This window comes from Vibrio chagasii, assembly GCF_002954585.1.
GTDB classification, from domain to species: Bacteria; Pseudomonadota; Gammaproteobacteria; order Enterobacterales; family Vibrionaceae; genus Vibrio; species Vibrio chagasii_A.
The window spans coordinates 76,105-100,301 of record NZ_MSCI01000004.1; the positions used below are offsets into that span (position 1 = coordinate 76,105).

The 24,197-nt window shown below is 46.2% G+C and carries 22 protein-coding genes; 8 read left to right on the top strand and 14 right to left on the bottom strand.

All coding sequences use genetic code 11. The features are described from left to right. Positions 1 to 62: 62 nt before the first annotated feature. Positions 63 to 833, bottom strand: a complete 771-nt coding sequence (gene tpiA, locus BTO10_RS21830; protein ID WP_061033606.1) for a triose-phosphate isomerase — start codon at positions 831 to 833, stop codon at positions 63 to 65. A gap of 235 nt (positions 834 to 1,068) precedes the next feature. Between tpiA and BTO10_RS21835 the strand changes: the two genes are divergently transcribed. After that, positions 1,069 to 1,416: a 5-carboxymethyl-2-hydroxymuconate Delta-isomerase gene (locus tag BTO10_RS21835; protein ID WP_004737129.1), complete on the top strand. Its 348-nt coding sequence runs from the start codon at positions 1,069 to 1,071 to the stop codon at positions 1,414 to 1,416. Positions 1,417 to 1,492: 76 nt separating this feature from the next. Next, positions 1,493 to 1,915: a DUF805 domain-containing protein gene (locus BTO10_RS21840; RefSeq protein ID WP_004737130.1), complete on the top strand. Its 423-nt coding sequence runs from the start codon at positions 1,493 to 1,495 to the stop codon at positions 1,913 to 1,915. A 65-nt stretch (positions 1,916 to 1,980) separates the two neighbouring features. On the opposite strand, the gene BTO10_RS21845 is transcribed toward BTO10_RS21840, so the two are convergent. The 3 genes from BTO10_RS21845 to glpX form a co-directional block, all read right to left on the bottom strand. Continuing rightward, positions 1,981 to 2,328 carry a DUF3135 domain-containing protein gene (locus BTO10_RS21845; RefSeq protein WP_004737131.1) on the bottom strand — a complete coding sequence of 116 codons (348 nt, stop codon included), beginning with the start codon at positions 2,326 to 2,328 and terminating at the stop codon, positions 1,981 to 1,983. A gap of 117 nt (positions 2,329 to 2,445) precedes the next feature. Continuing rightward, a complete protein-coding gene (locus tag BTO10_RS21850; protein ID WP_105025819.1) occupies positions 2,446 to 3,072 on the bottom strand; it encodes a helix-turn-helix transcriptional regulator in 627 nt (208 codons plus the stop codon). A gap of 179 nt (positions 3,073 to 3,251) precedes the next feature. Next, positions 3,252 to 4,259 carry a class II fructose-bisphosphatase gene (gene glpX, locus BTO10_RS21855; RefSeq protein ID WP_102424375.1) on the bottom strand — a complete coding sequence of 336 codons (1,008 nt, stop codon included), beginning with the start codon at positions 4,257 to 4,259 and terminating at the stop codon, positions 3,252 to 3,254. A gap of 324 nt (positions 4,260 to 4,583) precedes the next feature. On the opposite strand from glpX, the gene zapB reads away from it, so the two are divergent. Continuing rightward, entirely contained in the window at positions 4,584 to 4,826 is a 243-nt protein-coding gene (gene zapB, locus BTO10_RS21860; protein ID WP_004737134.1) for a cell division protein ZapB, read from the top strand. 95 nt (positions 4,827 to 4,921) lie between these two features. Here zapB and rraA read toward each other — a convergent pair whose 3' ends face one another. From rraA to priA, 7 genes are all read right to left on the bottom strand, one after another. Further along, positions 4,922 to 5,440 carry a ribonuclease E activity regulator RraA gene (gene rraA, locus BTO10_RS21865; RefSeq protein ID WP_105025820.1) on the bottom strand — a complete coding sequence of 173 codons (519 nt, stop codon included), beginning with the start codon at positions 5,438 to 5,440 and terminating at the stop codon, positions 4,922 to 4,924. Between the two features lie 73 nt (positions 5,441 to 5,513). Beyond that, complete coding sequence (locus BTO10_RS21870; protein WP_105025821.1) at positions 5,514 to 6,431, bottom strand: 1,4-dihydroxy-2-naphthoate polyprenyltransferase; 918 nt, start codon at positions 6,429 to 6,431, stop codon at positions 5,514 to 5,516. Between the two features lie 189 nt (positions 6,432 to 6,620). After that, positions 6,621 to 7,961: an HslU--HslV peptidase ATPase subunit gene (gene hslU / locus BTO10_RS21875; RefSeq protein WP_105025822.1), complete on the bottom strand. Its 1,341-nt coding sequence runs from the start codon at positions 7,959 to 7,961 to the stop codon at positions 6,621 to 6,623. 56 nt (positions 7,962 to 8,017) lie between these two features. Beyond that, a complete protein-coding gene (gene hslV, locus BTO10_RS21880; protein WP_004737138.1) occupies positions 8,018 to 8,566 on the bottom strand; it encodes an ATP-dependent protease subunit HslV in 549 nt (182 codons plus the stop codon). 201 nt (positions 8,567 to 8,767) lie between these two features. Beyond that, complete coding sequence (gene ftsN, locus BTO10_RS21885; RefSeq protein ID WP_032553972.1) at positions 8,768 to 9,307, bottom strand: cell division protein FtsN; 540 nt, start codon at positions 9,305 to 9,307, stop codon at positions 8,768 to 8,770. 122 nt (positions 9,308 to 9,429) lie between these two features. Beyond that, complete coding sequence (gene cytR, locus BTO10_RS21890; RefSeq protein ID WP_004737140.1) at positions 9,430 to 10,434, bottom strand: DNA-binding transcriptional regulator CytR; 1,005 nt, start codon at positions 10,432 to 10,434, stop codon at positions 9,430 to 9,432. Between the two features lie 240 nt (positions 10,435 to 10,674). Next, positions 10,675 to 12,876 (bottom strand): primosomal protein N', encoded by a 2,202-nt coding sequence (gene priA / locus BTO10_RS21895; RefSeq protein WP_004737141.1) that lies wholly within the window; start codon positions 12,874 to 12,876, stop codon positions 10,675 to 10,677. A 329-nt stretch (positions 12,877 to 13,205) separates the two neighbouring features. Here priA and rpmE point away from each other — a divergent pair, with 329 nt between their 5' ends. Beyond that, positions 13,206 to 13,424, top strand: coding sequence for a 50S ribosomal protein L31 (gene rpmE / locus BTO10_RS21900; protein ID WP_004737142.1), 219 nt, complete (start codon positions 13,206 to 13,208; stop codon positions 13,422 to 13,424). A gap of 333 nt (positions 13,425 to 13,757) precedes the next feature. Beyond that, entirely contained in the window at positions 13,758 to 15,047 is a 1,290-nt protein-coding gene (locus BTO10_RS21905) for a malic enzyme-like NAD(P)-binding protein (RefSeq protein WP_004737143.1), read from the top strand. A gap of 189 nt (positions 15,048 to 15,236) precedes the next feature. Here BTO10_RS21905 and metJ read toward each other — a convergent pair whose 3' ends face one another. Continuing rightward, the gene (gene metJ / locus BTO10_RS21910; RefSeq protein ID WP_004415993.1) at positions 15,237 to 15,557 is read right to left on the bottom strand and encodes a met regulon transcriptional regulator MetJ; all 321 of its coding nucleotides are present in this window, start codon (positions 15,555 to 15,557) and stop codon (positions 15,237 to 15,239) included. 207 nt (positions 15,558 to 15,764) lie between these two features. Here metJ and BTO10_RS21915 point away from each other — a divergent pair, with 207 nt between their 5' ends. From BTO10_RS21915 to metF, 3 genes are all read left to right on the top strand, one after another. Further along, a complete protein-coding gene (locus tag BTO10_RS21915) occupies positions 15,765 to 16,946 on the top strand; it encodes an O-succinylhomoserine (thiol)-lyase (RefSeq protein WP_105025823.1) in 1,182 nt (393 codons plus the stop codon). 2 nt (positions 16,947 to 16,948) lie between these two features. Further along, the gene (locus BTO10_RS21920; protein WP_105025824.1) at positions 16,949 to 19,360 is read left to right on the top strand and encodes a bifunctional aspartate kinase/homoserine dehydrogenase II; all 2,412 of its coding nucleotides are present in this window, start codon (positions 16,949 to 16,951) and stop codon (positions 19,358 to 19,360) included. A 276-nt stretch (positions 19,361 to 19,636) separates the two neighbouring features. Then, positions 19,637 to 20,536 carry a methylenetetrahydrofolate reductase gene (gene metF / locus BTO10_RS21925; RefSeq protein ID WP_004737146.1) on the top strand — a complete coding sequence of 300 codons (900 nt, stop codon included), beginning with the start codon at positions 19,637 to 19,639 and terminating at the stop codon, positions 20,534 to 20,536. Positions 20,537 to 20,663: 127 nt separating this feature from the next. On the opposite strand, the gene BTO10_RS21930 is transcribed toward metF, so the two are convergent. Then, complete coding sequence (locus BTO10_RS21930; protein WP_102423077.1) at positions 20,664 to 21,203, bottom strand: PadR family transcriptional regulator; 540 nt, start codon at positions 21,201 to 21,203, stop codon at positions 20,664 to 20,666. Between the two features lie 349 nt (positions 21,204 to 21,552). Then, entirely contained in the window at positions 21,553 to 24,189 is a 2,637-nt protein-coding gene (gene ppc, locus BTO10_RS21935; protein WP_181144013.1) for a phosphoenolpyruvate carboxylase, read from the bottom strand. Positions 24,190 to 24,197: the final 8 nt, after the last annotated feature.

Sequence of the window (24,197 nt, forward strand, 5' to 3'; positions counted from 1 at the left end):
GATAGATCAAAAAAGGCCAACCTAAGTTGACCTTTCATTCAATTTAAACAGTGATGTCTAAATTAAGCTTTTGCTTTAGCTGCTGCTTTAGCGATAGCTGCGAAACCAGCTGCGTTTAGAGCTGCGCCGCCAACTAGAGCACCGTCGATGTCTGGTTGTGCGAAGTAAGCTTCAGCGTTTTCAGGCTTAACAGAACCACCGTATTGGATGATTACTTGCTCAGCTACTGCTGCGTCTTTTTCAGCGATCATTGCACGGATAGAAGCGTGGATGCGTTGCGCATCTTCAGCTGTTGCTGCTTTACCAGTACCGATAGCCCAGATTGGTTCGTAAGCGATGATTGCGCCGTTTAGAGCTTCAACACCGTAAGCGTCGATAACTGCGTTGATTTGACGTGCACATACTGCTTCAGTTTCGCCAGCTTCGTTTTGCTCGTCAGATTCACCGATACAGAAAACAGGCTTCAGGCCGTTTTCTTGTAGGAATTTGAATTTCTTAGCGATGAACTCGTCTGATTCGTTGTGGTATTCACGACGCTCAGAGTGACCGATGATGATGTGAGTCGCACCGAAGTCTTTCAGCATTTCTGGAGACATGTCGCCAGTGAATGCACCGCTGTTGTTTAGGTCAGTGTTTTGAGCACCTAGGATGATTTTGTTACCGCCTTCAGCGATTAGACGCTCAGCTAGATCGATGTAAAGTGCTGGTGGAGCTACTGCTACGTCTACACCTTCAACGCCTTCAAGTTCAGCGTTAAGACCAGTTAGCAGCTCAGTTACCATTGCTTTGCTACCGTTAAGTTTCCAGTTACCCATCACTACAGGACGACGCATAGGAATATCTCCGTATTTAATCAATTAATGTAAAAAATCTTCGTAAGAATATAACAGATAAAACGCGTTAGATCATGATTGTGGTCATGTCTTTATGGGATCTTATCGATTGGTCAGAGTAGATACTGACCTTATATCAGTGATCCGACAGACAGAATAATAGCTAACTTCTCGGTTTTTTCATCGTTAGTTGGTATTAAGGGACAAACGTTTGCGTTAACAATAGGAAGTAATAATGCCGAATCTAGTTCTAGAGTACTCAAATTCAGTGGATGAGCGAGTGAATATCCAAGGTTTACTAGAAGATCTTCATCAAGTTACATTAAACTGTGGCTTGTTTGATGTTCCGTCTGTGAAATCACGTTCTCTACGTTGTCATAACTGGCTAGTCGGTGATGAAGAAGACAGTGTGGACTTTATTCATATCAGCTTTGAGTTACTTTCCGGGCGTACCGAAGAACAGAAACGGGAATTATCACGCTCGTTAATGCAAATCTTACAAGAACAGGCGAGCCATGTTCGAAGCCTAACGGTTAATATTCGCGATATGGATAAAAGCTGTTTTCAGAAAGTGATTAACTGATTCGCTTAAGAAAGTGATAAACGGGCTATTAGCTGCTAACTTTTTGGTAGCGTATTAATTTTTTGAGTATTTTTAGATGTCGATGAAAGATTTACTGCTCTCTTTCAAAGGGAGAATTGGTCGTAAGACTTACTGGATGTGGAACATTTTCTACTATGTCGCGATTACCGGTTTTGCCTCTGGTATTTCGGTACTGTTTCCAGCGTACTCTTATATCCTGCTACCAATCTTCTTGTTGCTCCTGGTGATTCCAGACTTAGCGGTAACGGCCAAGCGTTGGCATGACCGTAACAAGTCTAACTACTGGCTACTATTGAATGTTCCGTTGGTATTAGGGCGTTTGGTTTCACCTGCTGCTGCAACCACGGTGGATTCTGTATCACCAATGCACATGCTGGCAACGGTAGCTGCATTGGTGTGTGGTTTATGGATTTTGATTGAATGTGGTTTGTTGAAAGGCACAGAAGGCCGCAACGATTACGGTGAAGATCCAGTATAAGAGCTTTCAGCCGTTAACGTAAAGGGAGCATCAGGCTCCCTTTTTGCTTTCTAGAACTGTCTGAACTAGTACATTTTAGGTTCAGTGTTAGGTCTGAATGGAACCACATTTTCAGGCTGAGGCTCTTCTAAGGTACAGCGCCCTTGAAGTGCGTCTTGGAACTTGCAAACCTGACAGCGCAGCTCTTGCATTAGCACGACATTGACGTGGTGAGGGTTTTTACAACGGCTGACGACTAAGTCGAGATGGCTTTGCTGAGCACGAAGCCTGCCCTGCATACTTTCAGAAGCGGAGCAGATCATCTGCTCACACATCTCGTGTTTGAATTGGTTGAATGCTTTAGGATCGTTTTGAGCAAGTTGAACCAGTTCATCAAAAGGGGGCAGTTTCTGCTCTGGTTGTGGATGTGCCATCATTCCTTCCTTAGCATTAAGCATGTTTCATATGCTTTAAGCTTAAGAAAGATTTCTGTATAAATTTTGTTCGACCTTTTGGTTTCTCAATATTGAGACAAGATCAATGGCTTAGCGTTAAGCGGTAGCGACAGGTACTAAGGTGTAGGTACAGCGTCGTTCGCCAGCAATAATATGCTCAGTTCGGCTGACGTGGCACTCATCTTTTAGTAGTTCGGTGAACACGTTGAGTTCAGATTGACACAAGCTTGGGCAACGAGTCGCAGCTTTACAAATAGGGCAGTGGTTTTCAATCAAGATGTAGTGATCGTCGTGTTCTTTCAGTTCTGCCATGTAACCTTCTTCTTCACGAAGTTGGGTGAGCTTTTCCAGCTTACTGATTAGATTTTCACAATCAGACAGAGCAGATTGATACTGTTTTAAGGTGTGTTGTTCACGCTCGGCAGCGACTTTAGCTAGGCCTTCTTTTCCGAATAGATTTTCTACCGCATCAATGACTTGAATCGTAAGTTCACCATGACGGTCTGAAAATTGACTATGGCCGTGCTGAGTAAGAGACCAATGACGAGTCGGACGACCGACTTTCACTTTGACGTCATGAAACGCGAGAATGCCATCATCTTCCAGGCTTTGCAGATGTTGCCTTGCACCCATTGTCGTCATACTAAACTCTTCTGACAGCTGCTTGGCCGTTACCGCGCCTTGACGCTTAATGGTCTGTAAGATTTTGTCGCTTGTTTTCATACTATCCCTACCTCATGAATCTTACTATTATGAGGCAAGGTGTTTATAAAGCAAACCATTTACTATTTTGACAGTTACTGACCTATCAATAGCAAGGGTGAGAATCTGACAGGTCAATAAAACAAAAGGCTGATACTTGGTATCAGCCTTTGACTATTCTGTTTCACTCGATATGAAGATTACAGGATATGACCAACCACTTCTGGGTCTTTACGCTCTAGGTAGTGGATTGATTTGATGCGGCGAATCGTGCGGCAGCGGCCACGGATAAGCAGGGTTTCGGTGGTCGCGATATTGCCTTGACGAGAAATGCCTTCTAGCAGGTCACCCTTAGTGATGCCCGTTGCTGAGAATACAACGTTGTCGCTGCGCGCCATGTCTTCCATCTTTAACACGATACCAGCGGTTACGCCCATTTCAGCACAACGCTCTAGCTCAAGTTCACCGTGTTTACGGTTCTCTTCTGTATCGCCTTTCACTTCGTGACGAGGCAGAAGACGACCGTGCATGTCACCGTCTAGCGCGCGAATTACTGCGGCAGAAACTACACCTTCAGGTGCGCCGCCGATGCAGTACATTACGTCGACTTCGCTGTCTGGCATACAGGTTAGGATAGATGCTGCTACATCTCCGTCTGGTACTGCGAATACACGAACGCCCATCGCTTGCATCTCTGCAATCACTTGATCGTGACGTGGTTTAGCCAGTGTGGTTACTACCAATGTGTCGAGTGTTTTACCCAGAGCCTTAGCAATGTTTACTAGGTTTTCTTTTAACGGTAGAGCTAAGTCGATAGCGCCTTTAGCACCAGGGCCAACTACTAATTTTTCCATGTACATATCAGGCGCTTTTAGGAAGCTACCTTTCTCGCCAGCAGCCAGTACAGCCAATGCATTTGATTGGCCCATTGCTGTCATGCGTGTCCCTTCAATTGGGTCAACTGCGATGTCGACAGCGTCGCCGCCCACACCTACGTTTTCACCGATGTATAGCATAGGCGCATCATCGATTTCGCCTTCACCAATAACAATTTCACCGCTGATTTCGGTTTTGTTTAGTAGGCTACGCATGACTTCTACAGCAGCGCCATCTGCAGCGTTTTTATCGCCACGGCCAAGCCACTTGTAACCAGCCAGTGCTGCACCTTCTGTGACACGAGAGAATGACATTGCTAAATCGCGTTTCATGCGGACTCCAAAATTTTCAAAGGGGGAATAGAAATTTCGCGGCGGATTTTACCATATCCAAAAGGAAACGTTTGCCTTTTTGCTTTTTGCAGATTGCTTTTGATCAATGAGCAGTGAAAAACCACTAATATTCATCAAAATAATTGGTTTGCGAGTGTGACTGTAAGAATTAACGTCAATATTCGGTAAAAAGCGCTGTTTTTTTCATCGAATGGCGCAAAATATCGAATATATTGAGTGTTTATCCTTGCTCTGCTGAGTAGAATGGGGAAATAAGTGGAGTGAACCTTCACCATCAAATGGATAACTTAAAGGTAGGCCAGAATGTCTTTTGAAGTACTAGAGCAACTAGAAGCAAAAATTCAAACAGCAGTAGATACGATTGCACTTCTTCAAATGGAAGTGGAAGAGCTTAAAGAAGAGAAACAAGCACTAGCAACAGAAGCTGGTGAGCTGAAAGCAAGCCGTCAAGAGCTAGAGCAAAAAACTCAGCAGATGCAAGAAGAGCACTCTGCATGGCAAGATCGCATCCGTAACCTTCTTGGTAAAATGGATGAAGTAGAGTAATTCACTCTTCAGATTTAAAAAAACGCCCGCTACTCAGTAGCGGGCGTTTCTGTATGTGTTCTTGGTTATTGTGAGTGACTTATGAAGAGCACGAATTACTCGACATCTTCTTCATCAGCATCGAGATCAAGTTCAACGTCTAAAGGTTCGGCTGAAAGAATAATGCCCGTATTGTCAGCGTAGAGGTAATCTTCCGGTAAGAAGGTTACGCTGCCAAAGTTAACGGGTACATCTAGCTCACCAACACCGTCTTGGCTAGCTCCAACGGGAATGGAAGCCAGAGCTTGAATACCTAGGTTCATGTCTTCCAGCTCATCGACTTCGCGAACGCAGCCATACACCACAATACCTTCCCACTCATTGTCTTCGGCAAGTAGGGCCATCTCGGCATCAATCAATGCTTTACGCAGTGAGCCGCCACCATCGATTAACAACACACGCCCTAGACCGTCTTGCTCTAGTACCGAGCGAATCAAAGCGTTGTCTTCAAAGCACTTTAATGTCGTGATCTGTCCTGCGAAAGAGGCACGTCCACCAAAGTTGCTGAACATTGGCTCCACGACATCAACTTGATCCAAATATATGTCGCACAGTGCTGAAGTGTTGTATTCCATTAGTATACCTTTTGAACAATGAGCTTACTTTGAGTATATCGGTGCTTGATCCCTTTGCAATGATTAGTCTCAATTAACTCAATAGAGTTTGAGCTACGACAACCCCTGCAAACAATAGGTTAGTGACCAGCGAGCATTTCACGATAACAGGCATCATAGGTGCAATTTGAGCGGGCTTTTCTGTTTCCCAAACCGCTTTACCATGTTTGTAGACAATAATAATACTGAGTAAAAACGGTAGGCTGATCCAAACGGGTTTTTCTTGAATCAGTAGGTAAATCGCAAAAGAGACAAGTGCACAGCCGAGCAGAGCAAAATGGTATTGCTTAGCTTTACGTTGCCCCAAGCGAACCGCCATGGTGCGTTTACCACATTCACTGTCGTTTTCGATATCACGCATATTGTTGATATTGAGCACAGCAACTGCCATTAATCCACAACCTAATGCAGGAAGGAACAGGCTTGGTTCAACATGACCAGTATGCAGGAAGTAAGTACCTGAAACGCCTAATAAACCAAAGAAGATAAATACCGATAAGTCACCAAGACCGATATAACCATAAGGCTTATTACCCACGGTGTAAGCGATAGCGGCAACAATAGCTAATACACCTAACGCGATGAAAGATAGAATGCTCTCAATTGATGTTAAGGCATGGAAAATCAAAATCAGTCCAGCAATCATGGTAAATACGATGTTGAGGATGATTGCTTGCTTCATGGTTTGAGCCGTCACCGCACCGGATTGTATTGCGCGCATTGGACCTAAGCGGTTTTCGTTGTCTGTACCTTTTACTGCATCACCGTAGTCATTCGCCAGGTTCGACAAAATCTGTAATAGGGTGGCGGTTAAAAAGGCCAACAGAGCGATCGATAAAGAGAACTGACCGTTGGCGAACGCTAAACTACTTCCTGTAAGAATAGAGACGAGTGCGAGAGGCAGAGTTTTTGGTCGTGCGGCATCAAGCCAAATCATTAGAGATTGTTTCATCGTAAGTCTATTTCGTTGTAAGGACACCTTGATTAGCAGGGCGCCTATATTGTAAGTATTGGTTTTATGCGGTGATTTGAGTATACGCCCATTTTTCAGGTAATAAAAAGCCCACTCGAAAGTGGGCCTTGAATTCGCTTATTAGCTGCTATTTCTTTGAGATAGAGCAATAAGTTGGAGTTTCGTGTGCTACAGGATGAAGCGGCTTAGGTCTTCGTCTTCAACGAATTCACCAAGCTTAGAGTTCACGTAAGCTTCATCGATCACTAGTGTGCTACCAGCTTTGTCTGTTGCATCGAATGAAATCTCATCCATCAAACGCTCCATCACAGTGTGTAGACGACGTGCACCGATGTTCTCAGTGGTTTCGTTTACGCGCCATGCTGCATCAGCGATCTGGTTGATGCCGTCTTCAGTAAACTCAATGTTCACATCTTCCGTCTTCATTAGGGCAATATATTGCTCTGTCAGAGACGCTTTTGGCTCAGTTAGAATGCGTTTGAAGTCATTCGCTGAAAGCGCTTCAAGCTCAACACGAATTGGTAGACGACCTTGCAGTTCAGGGATCAGGTCTGATGGCTTAGCCACTTGGAATGCACCTGATGTGATGAATAGGATGTGGTCCGTTTTCACCATGCCGTGCTTAGTTGATACTGTGCTGCCCTCGATAAGAGGCAGTAGATCACGTTGAACACCTTCACGAGATACGTCTGGGCCTGAGCTGTCGCCACGCTTACAGATTTTGTCGATCTCATCGATGAATACGATACCGTTGTTTTCAGCGTTGAAGATCGCGTTTTCTTTCAGCTCTTCCTGGTTCACAAGCTTAGCGGCTTCTTCTTCCGTTAGGGCTTTGAATGCGTCTTTGATTTTCATTTTACGCTTTTTCTTGGTGTCGCCAGCTAGGTTTTGGAACATGCCCTGTAGCTGGTTCGTCATCTCTTCCATACCTGGAGGTGACATGATTTCAACGCCCATTTGTGGTGCTGCTACATCGACTTCGATCTCTTTGTCGTCTAGCTTACCTTCACGCAGCTTCTTGCGGAAAATTTGGCGAGTGTTTGAAGAAGTAGAATCTTCGCTTGATTGCTCGTTCTGGCCCCAAGCATCGCGTGCAGGTGGTAGTAGGGCATCAAGGATGCGCTCTTCAGCTTGTTCTTCAGCGCGATATTTTACTTTTTCCATCGCTTGTTGGTGCGTCATCTTGATCGCAACATCCGTTAGGTCGCGGATGATTGTCTCAACTTCTTTACCAACGTAGCCAACTTCAGTGAACTTGGTTGCTTCTACTTTGATGAACGGTGCGTTTGCTAGCTTCGCTAGGCGGCGAGCAATCTCAGTTTTACCAACACCTGTTGGGCCGATCATCAGGATGTTCTTTGGTGATACTTCAAAACGTAAGCTCTCTTCAAGCTGCATACGACGCCAGCGGTTACGCAGTGCGATAGCCACTGAACGCTTAGCGTTGTCTTGGCCGATAATGTGGCGATTGAGTTCGTGAACAATTTCGCGAGGAGTCATCTCAGACATGGTTTTTCCTTAATTCTTTAATCACTGTTGATGCAAGTTATGGGTAGAAGCGTTTGTTACTCTGGCTTTGGCAGTTCAACAGTGCTTTCTAGCTCTTCAACAGTGTGGTGATGGTTGGTGAACACACAGATATCGCCAGCAATATTCAGCGACTTTTCTGCGATTTCACGTGCATCTAAATCAGTATTTTCTAATAGTGCCGTAGCCGCTGCTTGAGCGAAGTTACCGCCTGAACCGATAGCGATTAGGTCGTTCTCTGGTTGAACAACATCACCGTTACCTGTGATGATCAGTGAAGCGGTTTCGTCAGCTACCGCTAGTAGTGCTTCTAATTTACGTAGAGCACGGTCACTACGCCAATCCTTCGCTAGCTCAACGGCAGCTTTGGTCAGGTGGCCTTGGTGCATTTGCAGCTTACTTTCAAATTTTTCGAATAGCGTGAAAGCATCAGCGGTACCGCCAGCAAAACCAGCCAGTACTTTGTCATTGTATAGGCGACGCACTTTACGGGCATTGCCCTTCATTACAGTGTTGCCTAGAGATACTTGTCCATCACCCGCGATGACGACTTTATTATTACGACGTACAGATACAATGGTAGTCACGAGTAGGGCCTCTTAATGTTTTTATCTTTGGGTATAAAAAGTATATGAGGATGGTGCTCGGATAATTCAAGGAATCACAAGTGATGTCGCGCAACTTATCGGTGTAAGTTTAAGAGAAGATAGAAAAAGCGATGAATAAAAGAAAGCCTCCACAAAGGAAGGCTTTCGTTATTTGTCTTTTTTCCGACTGCTTTACTGGAATTACTCGGTATCTTTCCAGATAGCGCAAGGCTCGATTTTAGCACGCTGCAGCTTGTGGCGGTCTCGCTCTGCATCACGCTTAAGTTTGTATGGTCCTAGTACTACGCGGTACCAGCTGCTGCCATCTTTCTTACGGATTTCACTCGAGATACCTTGGAAGGCGATATCCAACTTACGTGCTTCTGCCTGAGCTGAAGTTTTGTAGGCGCCACATTGCATGATGTAAGGGATCTTCGAGACCTCTTGCTCTTTGGCTTTCACTTCAATTTCGCGACTTGGCAGCGTTTCAACGTAGTCCCACTTCTCTTCTGGAGGTGGCGGAATTACTTTAGCTGGTTTTGGCTTAGGCTTTGGTTTGCTCACTACTGGAGCCGGTGCTGGTGGCTCTGGGTCATTACTCAATAGGTAAAGTCCGTAACCAAACCCGCCAACAAGGAGGATCGCCAAAAGACCACTACGCCATGGTTTACGGCGAGGGGCTTGTTTTTTGGTCGGTTTTTTCGTGCCACGACCACGCTTCACATAATCTCTATTAGCCACAAGACAATTCAGTAGTTGGTAAATCTGCTCTCATGGTAATCCAGATTGCGTGAGGATAATAGTGTAGAAATGGAAGCGGCACATCAAAATGTGCCGCAGATTTATATGGGTATTTCGAAGACTTACATTCGAGGTGGTGCTGTACTGCCTCGAACCACTAGGCTGGCTTCTAGCAGACGCGAACCTGCTTGCACATCGTTGCCTTTTAGTAGGTCTAGCATCATCAACATCGCTTGGCGTCCAATCTCATAACGAGGTTGAGAAATGGTGGTTAGCGGTGGATCGCAGTACTGAGCGAATTGAATATCATCAAAGCCAACAACAGATAAATCTTGAGGCACTCGTAAACCGAGTTTCTTGGCTTCTTGAATCGCACCAATTGCCATTGCATCGTTGTGACAGAAAATAGCGGTCGGCTGCTCTGGTAGCGCTAACAGTTGACGAACCGCTTGAGCACCCGCTTCGAAGGTAAAATCTCCGATGGTGCTGTAGGCTGGGTTCATTGACACGCCAGCACGACGCAGCGCTTGTTGGTAACCTTGCTGACGGAACTTACATAGGGTTGCTGACATTGGGCCAGAGATTTGAGCGATACGCTTATGACCCAATTGAGCAAGGTAGTTCACAGCTTCGAATGCAGAGGTCAGGTTATCGATGTGTACCGTCGGCAGTTCAAGCTCTGGTGCGAACTCACATGCCATCACCATAGGAGGCAGGTTCTTTTGTTCAGACTTGCTGACATCGAACGGGTGGTCGGTGCCTAGTAGTAGCATGCCGTCAGCTTGTTTGGTGAAGACGAGATTAACAAACGAGGACTCGCGTTTTTTCTGTTGGCCGCTGTCACCCAGCAGAACGAGGTAATCATTTTCGACAGCAGCATCTTCGATACCACGAATGATTTCTGCGAAATACGGGTCACAGATATCAGGAACGATAGTAATGATGGTTTTTGATTCGTTGCGACGTAAATTTCTAGCTAATGTATTGGGTGAGTATCCAGCTTCAAGTACGGCTGTTTCCACTCGTTTGCGAGTCGAAACTGAGACTTTCTCAGGATTCATCAAAGCTCGTGATACGGTAGCCGTTGAGACGCCTGCTAGCTGGGCAACATCCTTCATTGTCGCCATAAATTAAACCCTCTTTTAAGTTCCTTTGCTGCCTAAGTATCTAAGGCGTGAATAATAAATGTAATCGAATAGATATTATGAAAGTGTTGCTAACACTTTTTTTATTGCAATATTTTATTCGTTTCATCTGCGTAAAGTTACGGCTAGATTAACAAAAATCACATGACTCGTGTGAACTTGCTCACGAGAAATATGAAATATTTGTGAACAAACTTATCATTAGTTTTAACCCGAAGGGGTTTAGCTCAAGTCTTGCGGCTCTATATCGAGCGACCAACGAACTTTTTTCGCGGCGGGTAACATATTAATTGCCGGCTTCGCACTCATTAATAGCTTCTGCATAAGTGAGCGAGTTTGGGTTTGCAAAATCAACTGCCAGCGAGATTTACCCGCTCGCTTCGCCAGTGGCGCAGGGGTTGGGCCTAACACCATGCAATATTGGTCAAACAGTGGGTGTGATTCCAGTGTATGACGAACCTGACGTAGGAACTCTTCCACCAAGCGTGTGTCGTTCGCCTCTGCTCTAAATAGCGTCATAAAGGTGTAAGGTGGCAACATCGCTTGTTTACGCTCTGCTAAGGCCGTTTGAGCAAAGTGGTTATAGTCTTTGTGCAGCAATGCTTGCAGTAATCCGTGCTCTGGGTGGTGCGTTTGTAAGATCACCTCACCAGGCTTACTCGCACGACCTGCGCGACCTGCCACTTGAATGAACAACTGAGCGAGGCGTTCTGAGGCTCGGAAGTCACTGCTGTATAAAGAGCCATCGACATCCAATAACGCCACGAGTGTCACGTCAGGGAAGTGGTGGCCTTTAGCTAACATCTGGGTGCCGATAAGGATCTGGTGTTCACCTTTGCGAATCGATTCGAGTGCGCTCTCTAGGCTGCCTTTACGGCGAGTGCTGTCACGGTCAATACGAATGGTTTTGTATTCTGGGAATAGCTGACCAAGTTGCGCTTCCAACTGTTCGGTACCCACTCCGACCGTGACCAAGTTTGCTGAACCACAGCCTTGGCAGTTATGCACAATATGTTGCTGCGAGCCACAATGGTGGCAGCGCATTTCGTTGCTGTATTGGTGATAGGTGTAGTAGGCATCACAGCGCTTACACTCGGCTGTCCAACCACAATCGTGACACATCAATGCCGGAGAAAACCCTCGGCGGTTGAGGAACAGCATCACTTGGTTGCCAGATTTCAGGTGTCGTTGCATCTCGGCGATCAATGATGCAGACAAGCCACTTTCTAGGTATTCACCTTTCACATCCAACACTTTATTGGTGGTGGGTAGTGCGACACCGGCACGTGAGGTCAGAGTCAGGTGGCTGTACTTACCGATTTGCGCGTTGTGCAGTGTTTCGAAAGCAGGGGTTGCAGAGCCTAATACCACTGGAATCTGCGCTTTGTGCGCACGCATGATCGCCACATCACGAGCATGGTAGCGTAGGCTATCTTGCTGCTTATATGAGGCGTCGTGTTCTTCATCGACAATAATAATGCCCAAATCCGCAAACGGCGTGAACAGAGCTGAGCGAGTACCAATCACAATGCCGGCAATTTTATCGCGAGCCGATAACCACGCATTTAGGCGCTCTGAATCGTTTAGACCTGAGTGGATAACCTCAACAGGCACATTAAAGCGTCGCTTAAAGCGGTTAATGGTTTGTGGTGTTAGGCCAATCTCAGGCACCAGCACTAACGCTTGTTTACCTTGGTCGAGAATCGGCTTAATCATATTCAGGTAGACCTCAGTCTTGCCTGAACCCGTGACTCCTTCTAACAGGAAGCAACCAAAGCTGTTTTGACTATTTACCGTTGCAATTGCGATGGCTTGCTCTCCGTTGAGCTTAGGTTTGTCTTGGTCGTTTTCGAGGTCGGCTGGCCACGGTTGGCGTTTCGGCTTTTTCTCAACCGATTCAATCCAACCTTTTTCTTCCAGTGTTTTGAGAACAGTACTTCCTACCTCTTGGTCGATGAACTCTTGATGAGGAACGGCACCGTGCTCCAACATGTGCATGACTTTGGCTTGCTTGACCGCGCGACCAAAGCCTTGCATCAACTGATCTCTACCTGACGGCGTTAGCTGCCACTCAACCAAAGTTGCGAAGTCTGCCGCTTTGCCTTTACGTAAAGCGCTGGGCAGGGCATTGGCAAAGGTTTCGCCAAGTGGGTACTGATAGAACTGACTGCACCAGGTTAATAGTGAGTAGACAGAATCCGGCCAAACCGGCTGGTTATCTAGCAACGCTTTAATCGGTTTGAGCTTGTCTAGTTCGAATTCTGATTCGTTAACCAGAGCCGTGACAATCCCAGTTAAGGTTTGTCGTCCAAAAGGCACAGAGACTCGACCACCAATAATCGGAAATAGGTGGCTTGGAATCTTGTAATCGAACTGCTTGTCGAGTGGAACAGGCAGCGCCACACGGGCAATCATTGGACGCATAAAGGGACGGCTTTATCTGAGTTGACGAGTGCGAACAGTCTAAAGGATAAGGCGGTTAAATTCGAGAAACAGTTTGGCTGACAAGGGGAAGTGAGTGCCTGAAAGTCGCTGCCGCCAAAGAATTTCAATAGATGAAGAAAATAACATCAATATTGGCGAAAAATGTATCAAATCAGTTGATCCTACCTCACAGATTCATTACTATACTGCGCCTTAAAGGTATGGCTTCATCGCGTTTTAGTGATAAGCGGTGTCTTTATTTCTTTTTAAACTACGTGTGGTGTGCGGCTTAGAATCGTATAGCGACACGGCCTACTTGAGGTTATCCCATGAAAGCTGGAATCCACCCAGAATACAAAGCAGTTACTGCTACTTGTTCTTGCGGCAACACTTTTGAGTTCAACTCAACGCTAGCAAAAGAATCAATCCACCTAGACGTATGTGACAAATGTCACCCGTTCTACACTGGTAAGCAACGTATCGTAGATACAGGCGGCCGTGTTGATCGCTTCAACAAGCGTTTCGGTGCTCTTTCTAGCAAGAAGTAATTCTCGCTATTTAGACATAAAAAGGACACTTCGGTGTCCTTTTTTGTTGCCTGAAATTTGAGAAAATACAGACTTTCACCTCAAGCTTTCATTCTCTCCTACACCAAGCAGCTTGCCTCTATATTGAAGGGTAATTCTTCGCTTATTACTCATCACTGAAAATCCGCTCGAAAGTTCAACAAGCGATAGTAATTTCAACTGCTCACTGGTCTTATTAGTAGTGAAATCTCGTTTTTTCATGAGACAGAGGCCTTTACCACCTAGGAACTTTGAAGTACATCCATTAACATGAACAAGATCCCCCTAATAATAATATCCTAGGAACCTACACCTATGTCTGAAGACAGCCGCCAAGATCAATCCTCTCAAGAATTATCACCTCAAGAACAATTCCGTCAGCAAGCTCTTGATTATCATGAGTTCCCAATTCCAGGCAAAATTGCCATTGAGCTGACGAAGCCTGCAAACTCTGCAGAAGACCTAGCACTTGCTTACAGCCCAGGCGTGGCTGAGCCAGTTCGTGAGATCGCACAGAACGTAGATAACGTTTACAAGTACACAGGTAAAGGCAACATGGTTGCAGTTATCTCTAACGGTACAGCGATTCTTGGCCTAGGTAACCTTGGTCCAATTGCTTCTAAACCAGTTATGGAAGGTAAAGCGCTACTGTTTAAGCGTTTCGCTGGTTTAGATTCTATCGATATTGAAGTAAAACACCGCACAATCGATGAGTTTGTCGATACGGTTGCGAATATCGCAGATACATTCGGTGGTATTAACCTAGAAGACATCAAAGCACCTGACTGTTTTGAGATTGAACGTCGCCTAATTGAGCGTTGTGATGTACCAGTATTCCACGATGACCAACACGGTACTGCGATCGTAACAGCAGCAGGTATGCTGAACGCGATCGAGCTTCAAGGTAAGAAACTAGAAGAGTGTAAGATCGTTTGTCTAGGTGCTGGCGCAGCAGCGGTTGCTTGTATGGAGTTACTGATTAAGTGTGGCGCTCAGCGCGAGAAGATCTACATGCTTGACCGTAAAGGTGTGATCCACACTCGTCGTGATGATCTAAACGAATACAAAGCGCTGTTCGCAAACAACACAGATAAGCGTACGCTTGAAGATGTTATCGAAGGTGCTGATCTATTCTTGGGCGTATCTGGTCCTAACCTGCTACCGGCAGAAGCACTAACATTAATGGCTGATAAGCCTGTTGTGTTTGCATGTTCAAACCCTGATCCAGAGATCAAGCCAGAGCTTGCTCACGAAGTTCGTTCTGACCTTATTATGGGTACGGGCCGCAGTGATTACCCTAACCAAGTAAACAACGTACTTTGTTTCCCATTCATTTTCCGTGGTGCACTTGATGTGCGTGCAAGCGAAATCAATGATGAAATGAAGCTAGCGGCAGTAAAAGCGATTCGTGACCTAGCGAAAGAAGAAGTACCAGCGGAAGTACTAAAAGCAGCGGGTGAGACGTCACTTGAGTTCGGTAAGGGTTACATCATTCCTAAGCCTATGGACCCACGTCTACTTCCTCGCGTAGCGAAAGCGGTAGCAGAAGCGGCGGTTGAATCTGGCGTTGCACGTATTGAGATGCCTGCTAACTATATGGCTTAGAGGCATAGCGACTGGATGGCATAGTCGCTTGTTATAACGGTTGCTCCATAGAGCACAAATAATAAAAAACCGACTCATCTGGAGTCGGTTTTTTTATGTCTCTTATTCACAGAACACTGAAAAGACGAATCAGTTATGTGAACATTCAGCTAAAGCGAATCAATATTGAAGGCAGTGACTGAGTTATTGTTATTCTTCGTCAAACGCTTCGAATTCGATACCCATCTCTGTCATCAGCTTTTTCACTTCTGCAGGAATATCATCTGGGCGGTCTTTACGAAGGTCTTCATCCGTTGGCAGTGGTTGGCCTGTGTACGCATGTAGAAAGGCTTCGCACAGTAGCTCACTGTTTGTTGCATGGCGAAGGTTGTTGATCTGGCGGCGAGTACGCTCGTCAGTAAGAACCTTTAGCACTTTTAAAGGGATAGAAACTGTAATTTTCTTTACTTGTTCGCTTTTCTTTCCATGCTCAGCATATGGGCTTATGTATTCACCATTCCAGTCGGCCATTGCGTACCTTCATCACTTTAGTTGTTAGATTAAATTAATAGTGGTGATTTTAGCGGGATTTACCGCCATAAGCAAAGACATATGGACGTCTAGAAGTGTTGACGTCTCACGTTTATGAAAGTAAAGTGAATAACATATATCTAACACAGCCGCAAAATGCCGACAAGCAGCTGTGACTCTCAGACGCAAACTTGTAAGGAAGCACCTATGAGCAGCCGGAAGCCAGCAACAATCGCAGTACGTACTGGTATCGAGTCAGACACGCAACACCATGCCGTTGTCCCACCTATTTATCTTTCGACTAACTATGGGTTTCCCGCTTTTGGTGAAGTGCCAAACTATGATTACACCCGTTCTGGTAACCCAAACCGTGGTTTGTTAGAAACGGCACTGTTTGAGCTTGAATCGGGCAAAGGCGCGGTAGTCACTAACTGTGGTACTTCGGCACTGAACTTATGGGTTTCGGCTTTCTTAGGTAGCGATGATCTGATCGTTGCACCACACGACTGCTACGGTGGTACTTACCGTCTGTTTAACACCCGCTCTCTTAAAGGTGACTTCAAAGTTCTGTTTGTTGATCAATCGGATCAAGAGGCATTCGATGCGGCGATCGCACTTAAGCCAAAGTTGATCTTATTAGAGACACCATCAAACCCGTTGGTTCGCGTCGTCGATATTGCAGAAACCTGCCGTAAAGCGAAAGAGGTAGGTGCGCTGGTTGCTGTCGACAATACGTTTTTGACACCAGTGTTCCAAAAGCCTTTAGAGCTGGGGGCGGATTTTGTTATCCACTCAACTACTAAATACATCAACGGACATTCAGATGTGATTGGTGGTGTGGTGATCACTAAAACAGAAGAGCACGCTGAAGAGCTAGCATGGTGGGGTAACTGTATTGGTGCGACCGGCACACCATTTGATAGCTACATGACGCTACGTGGCATTCGTACGTTAGGTGCTCGTATGCGAGTTCACGAAGAGAGTTCACGTGAAATTCTGGCGTCTCTGCAGCAGCAAGATCTCGTTGGTACTATTTATCACCCAAGCCTTCCTGAGCATCCAGGTCACGAGATCGCCAAGAAGCAACAGTCAGGCTTTGGCTCAATGCTGAGCTTTGAGTTTGCAGCTTCATTCGAGGCACTCAAATACTTTGTTGGCGAGTTAGAGCTGTTCTCTTTAGCGGAATCACTTGGCGGTGTAGAGAGCTTGATTTGTCACCCTGCGTCGATGACTCACCGTGCGATGGGTGAAGAAGCACTGGCAGAGGCGGGCATTTCTCAACAGTTGCTGCGTCTTTCTGTTGGCCTTGAAGATGCTGAAGACCTGATTGATGACCTCAAGCAGGCGTTTGAAAAAACACAACGCTTTATCGCTGAAGGGGAGGGTTAATAATGGCAACCTTTCGCCAGCTACATAAATTTGGTGGTAGCAGTTTAGCTGACCCTGAGTGTTACCGACGTGTGGTGAACATTCTCAAAGAGTATTCATCAGCAACAGACTTAGTGGTTGTGTCGGCAGCAGGCAAAACCACTAACCGTTTGATTGAGTTTGTTGAAGCGCTTGATAAAGATGGGCGTATTGCTCATGAGTGCCTACAAACCCTTCGTCAGTTCCAGCTTGAACTGATTGAAGCACTGCTTGAAGGTGAACCAGCAGAGCAACTTACGGCGACTATCCAACAAGAATTTACCGCTTTGGGTGAGCTAACGGCGCCTCTAAGCGAAGCACAAAAAGCACAAGTCCTAGTTCACGGTGAGGTTTGGTCTTCACGTTTGTTAGCTGCTTTGTTGTGCCAACATGATTTACAAGCCGTCGCGCAAGATGCTCGTGCTTTCTTGCGTGCTGAAGTGGGTGCACAACCAGAGGTGGATCGTGGACGTTCTTACCCTCTTATTAAAGAAGCGTTAGCGCAACATGCTCATTGCCGCGTGGTGATTACCGGCTTTATGGCGCAAAACAGCGATGGTGAAACGGTCTTGCTTGGTCGCAATGGCTCAGACTATTCAGCAACCGTGATTGGCGCTTTAGCTGAAGTGGATCGCGTAACGATTTGGAGTGATGTAGCTGGTGTATACAGCGCTGACCCTCGTTTGGTTTCGGATGCGTGTTTATTGCCTCTGCTACGCCTTGATGAAGCGAGTGAACTCGCTCGTCTAGCGGCTCCAGTGCTTCATAGCCGAACGCTACAGCCTGTCGCACAAAGTGCTATGGATTTAAGCTTACGCTGCAGCTATCAGCCAGAGGCGGGTTCTACACAGATAGAGCGTGTATTGGCATCGGGTCGCGGTGCAAAAATCATTACCTCTCTGGATGAAGTGCTGATTGTGCAACTGACGTTTGGTCACGGGCACGATTTCGACCGTCTAGAAAGTGAGGTGCTTGAAGGGCTTAAGCGTGCTCAACTAGAGCCGCTGGCTTATGAGTTAGAACCGGATCAACACTGCTTGCGTCTCGCGTATACAGAAGAGATCGCTGGTGGCGCTCTAGAGTACCTGCAAGATCACGCGATTGAAGCTGAGATTAAGCTGAAAGAGGGCTTCTCTCTGATTGCTGCCGTTGGTGCCGGTGTGACGAAGAACCCGAACCACTGTTATGGATTCTATCAGCAACTAAAGAGTTCATCGGTTGAGTTCATCTCAGAAGCGAACTCTGGCCTGAGCTTAGTGGCGGTGATTCGTAAGAGCGAAACATCAAGCTTAGTGAAGGGCATTCACTCTCAACTATTCCAAGCGCAGAAGCGTGTTGCGATTGCCTTGTGTGGTAAGGGTAACATTGGTTCAAGCTGGCTGAGTCTGTTTGCAGAGCAAAAGGCTGAGCTTGAAAAGCGCCGTGGGATGAACTTTGAATTGGTTGCCGTGGTGGATAGCCAAACCTATTGGTTCGACGACCAAGGGATTGATGCAACCTCTGTCGGTGAGCGCTTTGATGATGAAGCGATTGCTAACAATGGTAACGACTGGCTAGAGCGTTTAGGCTCTATTCAGGGATACGACGAAGTAGTTGTACTCGATGTGACTGCGAGCCAAGCACTTGCAGAAAAGTATCTGCAGATCGCTCAGCAAGGTATTCATTTGATCTCGGCGAACAAGGTCGCTGGCTCAGCATCAAGTGAGTATTACCATCAGGTACAAGATGCATTTGCTAAGATCAGCCGTCATTGGTTGTATAACGCGACTGTCGGTGCGGGCTTACCGATTAACCACACGGTACGTGACCTGCGTGAAAGTGGCGATGACATTATTGCGTTGTCGGGTATCTTCTCAGGAACACTGTCTTGGTTGTTCCAGCAGTTTGATGGCATAGTGCCGTTCAGCGAGCTGGTGGATTTAGCATGGCAACAAGGCCTGACAGAACCAGATCCTCGTGCTGACCTCGATGGTTCAGACGTGATGCGTAAGTTGGTGATTCTGGCTCGTGAGTCGGGTTTAGATATTGAACCTGAAAACGTAAAAGTGGAATCATTGGTCCCTGAAGAGCTGCAAGACCTATCGGTGGATGACTTCTTTGACAAAGCCTCTGTGTTGAGTGAAGAGCTAGCGGAGCGTTTGGAGAAAGCACATTCGCAACAAAAGGTGCTACGTTACGTCGCGCGTTTAGAGAAGAACGGTAAAGCAACGGTAGGTGTTGAAGCGTTATCGAAAGAGCACGCTTTGGCGAATTTGCTGCCTTGCGACAACATCTTTGCGATTGAGAGTAAATGGTACAAAGATAACCCATTGGTTATTCGTGGCCCAGGTGCTGGACGTGAAGTAACGGCTGGTGCAATTCAGTCTGATTTGAACCGAATGTCGAGCTTGTTCTAATGCTCAGATCATTTGCTATGACACTTAAATAGCATACTATTCACTAAGATAGATAAGGCTGAAAGCACGATGTGTTTCTCAGCCTTTTTTCTTCCTTATTTCTGCTTTGCGACCCACCTAACGACTTGAGTTTTACTCACGATCTACTTGAGAAAAATTCATAATGGATCTGTTGACATTAAATCGTATTCAATACATTCTGTGGACATATAGACGTCTAAACGTCGTTTGAGGATTTGAGATTTTAGTGGTTGCTTTTGCCACAGGGAGAGTAAGATGGGATACACACACGCTAGTCATATCGACGCTTTAAATCAGAATATCGCTGAGCTTTCTGACAACATCAATGTGTCATTTGAGTTTTTTCCACCAAGCAGTGAAAAGATGGAAGAGACCCTGTGGAATTCTGTTCACCGTCTTAAAACGCTTCAACCAAAATTTGTATCAGTGACCTACGGTGCAAACTCGGGTGAGCGTGACCGTACCCACTCAATCATTAAAGAGATCAAAAACCAAACCGGCCTTGTCGCAGCACCGCACCTAACGTGTATTGATGCGAGCCGTGAAGAGCTAATCCAAATTGCTGACGATTACTGGGCAAATGGTATTGAGAGCATCGTTGCGCTGCGTGGTGATATTCCCCCAGGCGGTGGTGCACCAGAAATGTACGCATCTGACTTAGTTGAGCTACTGAAATCTCGCCATGACTTTGATATCTCAGTCGCGGCATTCCCTGAAGTTCACCCTGAAGCAAAAAGCGCTCAGTCTGATCTTATCAACCTAAAACGTAAAGTCGATGCGGGTGCTAACCGAGCTATCACCCAGTTCTTCTTTGATGTAGAAAGCTACCTGCGTTTCCGTGACCGTTGTGTAGCGGCTGGCGTTGATGTTGAGATTGTACCGGGCATCTTACCTGTTTCTAACTTTAAGCAAGCGTCTCGCTTTGCAGCTATGAACAACGTGAAAGTACCGGGTTGGATGGCGAAACAATTTGAAGGTTTGGATGATGACCCAACGACTCGCCAGTTAGTTGGTGCTAGCCAAGCTATTGATATGGTTCGCACTCTGAGCCGTGAAGGGGTAAAAGACTTCCACTTCTACACCCTAAACCGTGCAGAAATGACTTATGCACTGTGCCATACGTTAGGTGTACGTCCACAGGTTGCTGCGCTTTAAGTAAAGCCTGAGCCCTAGTAGAAAGATCGCTGTAAATTCAAATCCTACAGATACAAAAAAGGCTTGGACTCTAAGAGTTCAAGCCTTTTACTTTTCTAGCTTCTAGCTTCTAGCTTCTAGCTTCTGCTTAAGCGATAGCACCAAGTTCAAGCAGTACTTCTTCAGCCCATACAATCCATGCTTCACGGATAAGTAGGTTACGACGAAGTGTTAGGCGCTCAAGGCGAGCTTGCTTGTCTAGAGTTGATGGCGTTGCGTAGTAAGCTGCTTCGATTTCTTTGTAGTGAGAAACCAGTTTGCGAGACTCTTCTACAAGTTCAGAAAGTTGTACACGGTACGCGTCAGAAGGTTGTACAGCACAAGCCATTAGCTTAGCTGAGAACTCGTCACGAACAGTTGGGTGTGCAGTCGGCTGTTCAAACCATTCACCCAGAGCACTACGGCCAGCATCGGTGATAGAGTAAACTTTACGATCAGGTTTGCCTTCTTGGGGTTCAAGCACGCAAGTTACCTGTTCGTTCTGAGCCATTTTATTTAGCTCGCGGTAAACTTGTTGATGGCTAGCTTTCCAGAAGTAACCGATGCTTGCAGAGAATTCTTTTGTGATATCGTAACCAGTAGCGTCGCGTGTACTTAGAACGGTTAAAATTACGTGTGGTAATGACATGTCTGAAATCCAAATGGTAAACAGTAAACAAATACTTAAACATCAAGTGTGCTTCTAGTGGCACGTTATATTGGTTATGTTTAAGTTGTACCAACTCATGGGTTGGTTATGTCACCTTACAAAGCCGTTTATCACCTAGGTCGACCAGTTTATTGGTCAAAGTACTGCAGATTATGATTATTGAGTGTTTCCGCAGTGGAGCAGTAGTATATCTAAATAATAAGCATAAAGTAGAATACATGGATAAAATAACCCAAAAAACTGACAAAAAACTCATTATGTTTATTTTCTTGAAATAAAAAGGTCGCACTAGGCGACCTTTTGTCTGTTTTGTAGTATGAATCACTAATTAACCGGTGTTTCGCATGCCTGCAGCAATGCCTGCAATGGTCACCATTAGCGCTTCTTCTAACTCTGCTGGTGGTGTTTCGCTCTTACGAGTACGGTACAGCAGCTCAGCTTGAAGCATGTTCAATGGCTCTACGTAGATGTTACGTAGGCGAATTGACTCAAGCCCCCAAGGGTCGCTCTGCATCAGGTTCTCGTTGTTCTCTACATTTAGCACGGTTTTGATGTCTTTTTGCAGCTGTTCACGCAGTAATTCACCCAGAGGCAATAGCTCTTCGTCAACAAGACGTTGGTCGTAGTACTTAGCGATCTCCATGTTGCACTTCGAGTACACCATTTCCAACATACCCAGGCGAGTAGAGAAGAATGGCCACTCGCGACACATTTCTTCCAGTAGGGCTTGGTGGCCTTGGTCTACTGAGTATTGAATCGCTTCACCAGCGCCTAACCATGCAGGAAGTACCAAGCGGTTTTGGCTCCAAGAGAAGATCCATGGAATTGCACGTAGGCTTTCTACACCACCGTTCGGGTTACGTTTCGCAGGGCGAGAACCTAGAGGCAGTTTACCTAGCTCTAGTTCTGGTGTTGCTTGACGGAAGTACGGAACAAATTTCTCTTCACCACGAACCACGTTACGGTAAGCCTCACAAGAGACTTGAGACAGCACTTCCATTAGGTCGCGCCACTCTTGTTTTGGCTCTGGTGGTGGCAGAAGGTTCGCTTCTAGAATCGCACTTGCGTAAAGGTTGAAGCTGTTTACAGCAACATCTGGCAAGCCAAGCTTAAAGCGGATCATTTCGCCTTGCTCAGTTACACGTAAACCGCCTTTCAAGCTCTTAGGTGGCTGAGAAAGCAGAGCTGCGTGCGCTGGCGCACCACCACGACCAACCGTACCGCCACGACCGTGGAATAGAGTCAGTTCAATGCCTTCTTCATCACAAACCTTAACTAGCTTATCCATTGCATCGTATTGAGCCCAACCTGCAGACATTACGCCCGCATCTTTCGCTGAGTCTGAGTAGCCGATCATTACCATTTGGTGGTTTTGGATGAAGCCACGGTACAAGTCGATACTCATCAGCTGCTTCATTACCGCTTCTGAGTTGTTCAAGTCGTCCAGTGTTTCGAACAGTGGACACACGTCCATGCGGTATGGGCAGCCACATTCTTGCAGTAGCAAGTGAACAGCCAGTACATCTGATGCTGTACGCGCCATAGAAATCACGTAAGCACCGAAGGCTTCACGAGGTTGAGCAGCAATGACCTTACAGGTGTCTAAAACCTCTTTAACCTGTTCAGATGGCTCCCAATCGCGAGGAAGCAGCGGGCGCTTAGAGCTTAATTCATTGGTTAAGAAAGCAATCTTGTCTTGCTCGCTCCATTGGTCGTAATCACCAATGCCTAAGTAGCGAGTCAGTTCAGACAGTACATCTGAGTGACGGGTACTTTCTTGACGAACATCGAGACGAACTAGATGTACACCGAACGCTTTTAGGCGACGCAAGGTATCAAGCAGAGAACCGTCTGCGATTACGCCCATGCCACACTTGTGCAGCGATTGGTAACACGCGTAAAGCGGAGTCCAAAGTTGGTCGATGTTCTGTAGTGTTTCTTTCTTCGGAACTTCAGTGTCATGCAGTTTTGCATCTAGTACTTCTAGTGTGTTGTTCAGCAGAGTACGTAGGTTCTTCAGAATGGCACGGTAAGCTTCGTGCTCATCACCAGCTAGTTCACGAACGGTATCATTGCACTTAGTCATCGATAGTTCGGTAATCAGCTCGTTGATGTCACCCAGGTAAAGGTCTGCAGCTTTCCAGCGAGATAGACGCAGTACTTCTTTGGTAATAGTGTGCGTTACGAATGGGTTACCGTCGCGGTCACCGCCCATCCAAGATGAGAAGTGTACAGGGCGAGCATCAATTGGCAGGCCTTCGCCAAGGTAGCCTTTTAGTCGACCATCCATTTCGCGTAGGAAGTCAGGAACGGCTTCCCATAGTGAGTTTTCTACTACTGCAAAGCCCCATTTCGCTTCATCAAGTGGCGTAGGGCGTTGCTGACGAATCACATCAGAATGCCAACCTTGAGCGATAAGTTGCTCTAGGCGACGCTCGGTCTTTGCGCGCTCTTTGTGTGATAGGTCGCTTAATTCTAATTTAGACAGACACTCGTTGATTTTTACCAACTTGTTGATCATGGTGCGACGAGTGATTTCTGTTGGGTGTGCAGTCAAAACGAGCTCAATGTTCAGGTCGCGAACGGCTTGAGCCGCATCTAGCTTGCTGATGTCGTTTTGGCTTAATTTGGAAAATAGAGATTGCAGCACGTCTGGTTCACAAACATGCTCTTCACAGTGGCGAGAGATAGTGTGGTATTGCTCTGCCATGTTAGTGAGGTTGAGAAATTGGTTAAATGCACGAGCAACAGGGGTCAGTTGTTCGTTTGGCAGGTTTTTGATTTCTTCAACTAAGCTGTCACGGTCAGCTTGGTTGCCTGCGCGGGCGGATTTGGAAAGTTTACGGATAGTTTCCACTTTCTCTAAGATAACGTCACCGTGTGCATCTTGGATTGTGTTACCTAGCAAGCGTCCCAGCATGTTTACGTTACTCTTGAGAGCGGCGTATTTCTCGTTCATTGTCATCCTGCCTC

Coding starts and splice junctions, on each gene's coding strand:
- BTO10_RS21905 (WP_004737143.1), top strand. CDS start 13,758: ATGTCTGAAGACAGCCGCCAAGATCAATCCTCTCAAGAATTATCACCT.
- BTO10_RS21840 (WP_004737130.1), top strand. CDS start 1,493: ATGTCGATGAAAGATTTACTGCTCTCTTTCAAAGGGAGAATTGGTCGT.
- metF (WP_004737146.1), top strand. CDS start 19,637: ATGGGATACACACACGCTAGTCATATCGACGCTTTAAATCAGAATATC.
- BTO10_RS21845 (WP_004737131.1), bottom strand. CDS start 2,328: ATGGCACATCCACAACCAGAGCAGAAACTGCCCCCTTTTGATGAACTG.
- metJ (WP_004415993.1), bottom strand. CDS start 15,557: ATGGCCGACTGGAATGGTGAATACATAAGCCCATATGCTGAGCATGGA.
- tpiA (WP_061033606.1), bottom strand. CDS start 833: ATGCGTCGTCCTGTAGTGATGGGTAACTGGAAACTTAACGGTAGCAAA.
- priA (WP_004737141.1), bottom strand. CDS start 12,876: ATGCGTCCAATGATTGCCCGTGTGGCGCTGCCTGTTCCACTCGACAAG.
- BTO10_RS21930 (WP_102423077.1), bottom strand. CDS start 21,203: ATGTCATTACCACACGTAATTTTAACCGTTCTAAGTACACGCGACGCT.
- BTO10_RS21850 (WP_105025819.1), bottom strand. CDS start 3,072: ATGAAAACAAGCGACAAAATCTTACAGACCATTAAGCGTCAAGGCGCG.
- rpmE (WP_004737142.1), top strand. CDS start 13,206: ATGAAAGCTGGAATCCACCCAGAATACAAAGCAGTTACTGCTACTTGT.
- zapB (WP_004737134.1), top strand. CDS start 4,584: ATGTCTTTTGAAGTACTAGAGCAACTAGAAGCAAAAATTCAAACAGCA.
- BTO10_RS21915 (WP_105025823.1), top strand. CDS start 15,765: ATGAGCAGCCGGAAGCCAGCAACAATCGCAGTACGTACTGGTATCGAG.
- hslU (WP_105025822.1), bottom strand. CDS start 7,961: ATGTCTGAGATGACTCCTCGCGAAATTGTTCACGAACTCAATCGCCAC.
- ppc (WP_181144013.1), bottom strand. CDS start 24,189: ATGACAATGAACGAGAAATACGCCGCTCTCAAGAGTAACGTAAACATG.
- BTO10_RS21920 (WP_105025824.1), top strand. CDS start 16,949: ATGGCAACCTTTCGCCAGCTACATAAATTTGGTGGTAGCAGTTTAGCT.
- cytR (WP_004737140.1), bottom strand. CDS start 10,434: ATGGCGACAATGAAGGATGTTGCCCAGCTAGCAGGCGTCTCAACGGCT.
- glpX (WP_102424375.1), bottom strand. CDS start 4,259: ATGAAACGCGATTTAGCAATGTCATTCTCTCGTGTCACAGAAGGTGCA.
- rraA (WP_105025820.1), bottom strand. CDS start 5,440: ATGGAATACAACACTTCAGCACTGTGCGACATATATTTGGATCAAGTT.
- BTO10_RS21835 (WP_004737129.1), top strand. CDS start 1,069: ATGCCGAATCTAGTTCTAGAGTACTCAAATTCAGTGGATGAGCGAGTG.
- BTO10_RS21870 (WP_105025821.1), bottom strand. CDS start 6,431: ATGAAACAATCTCTAATGATTTGGCTTGATGCCGCACGACCAAAAACT.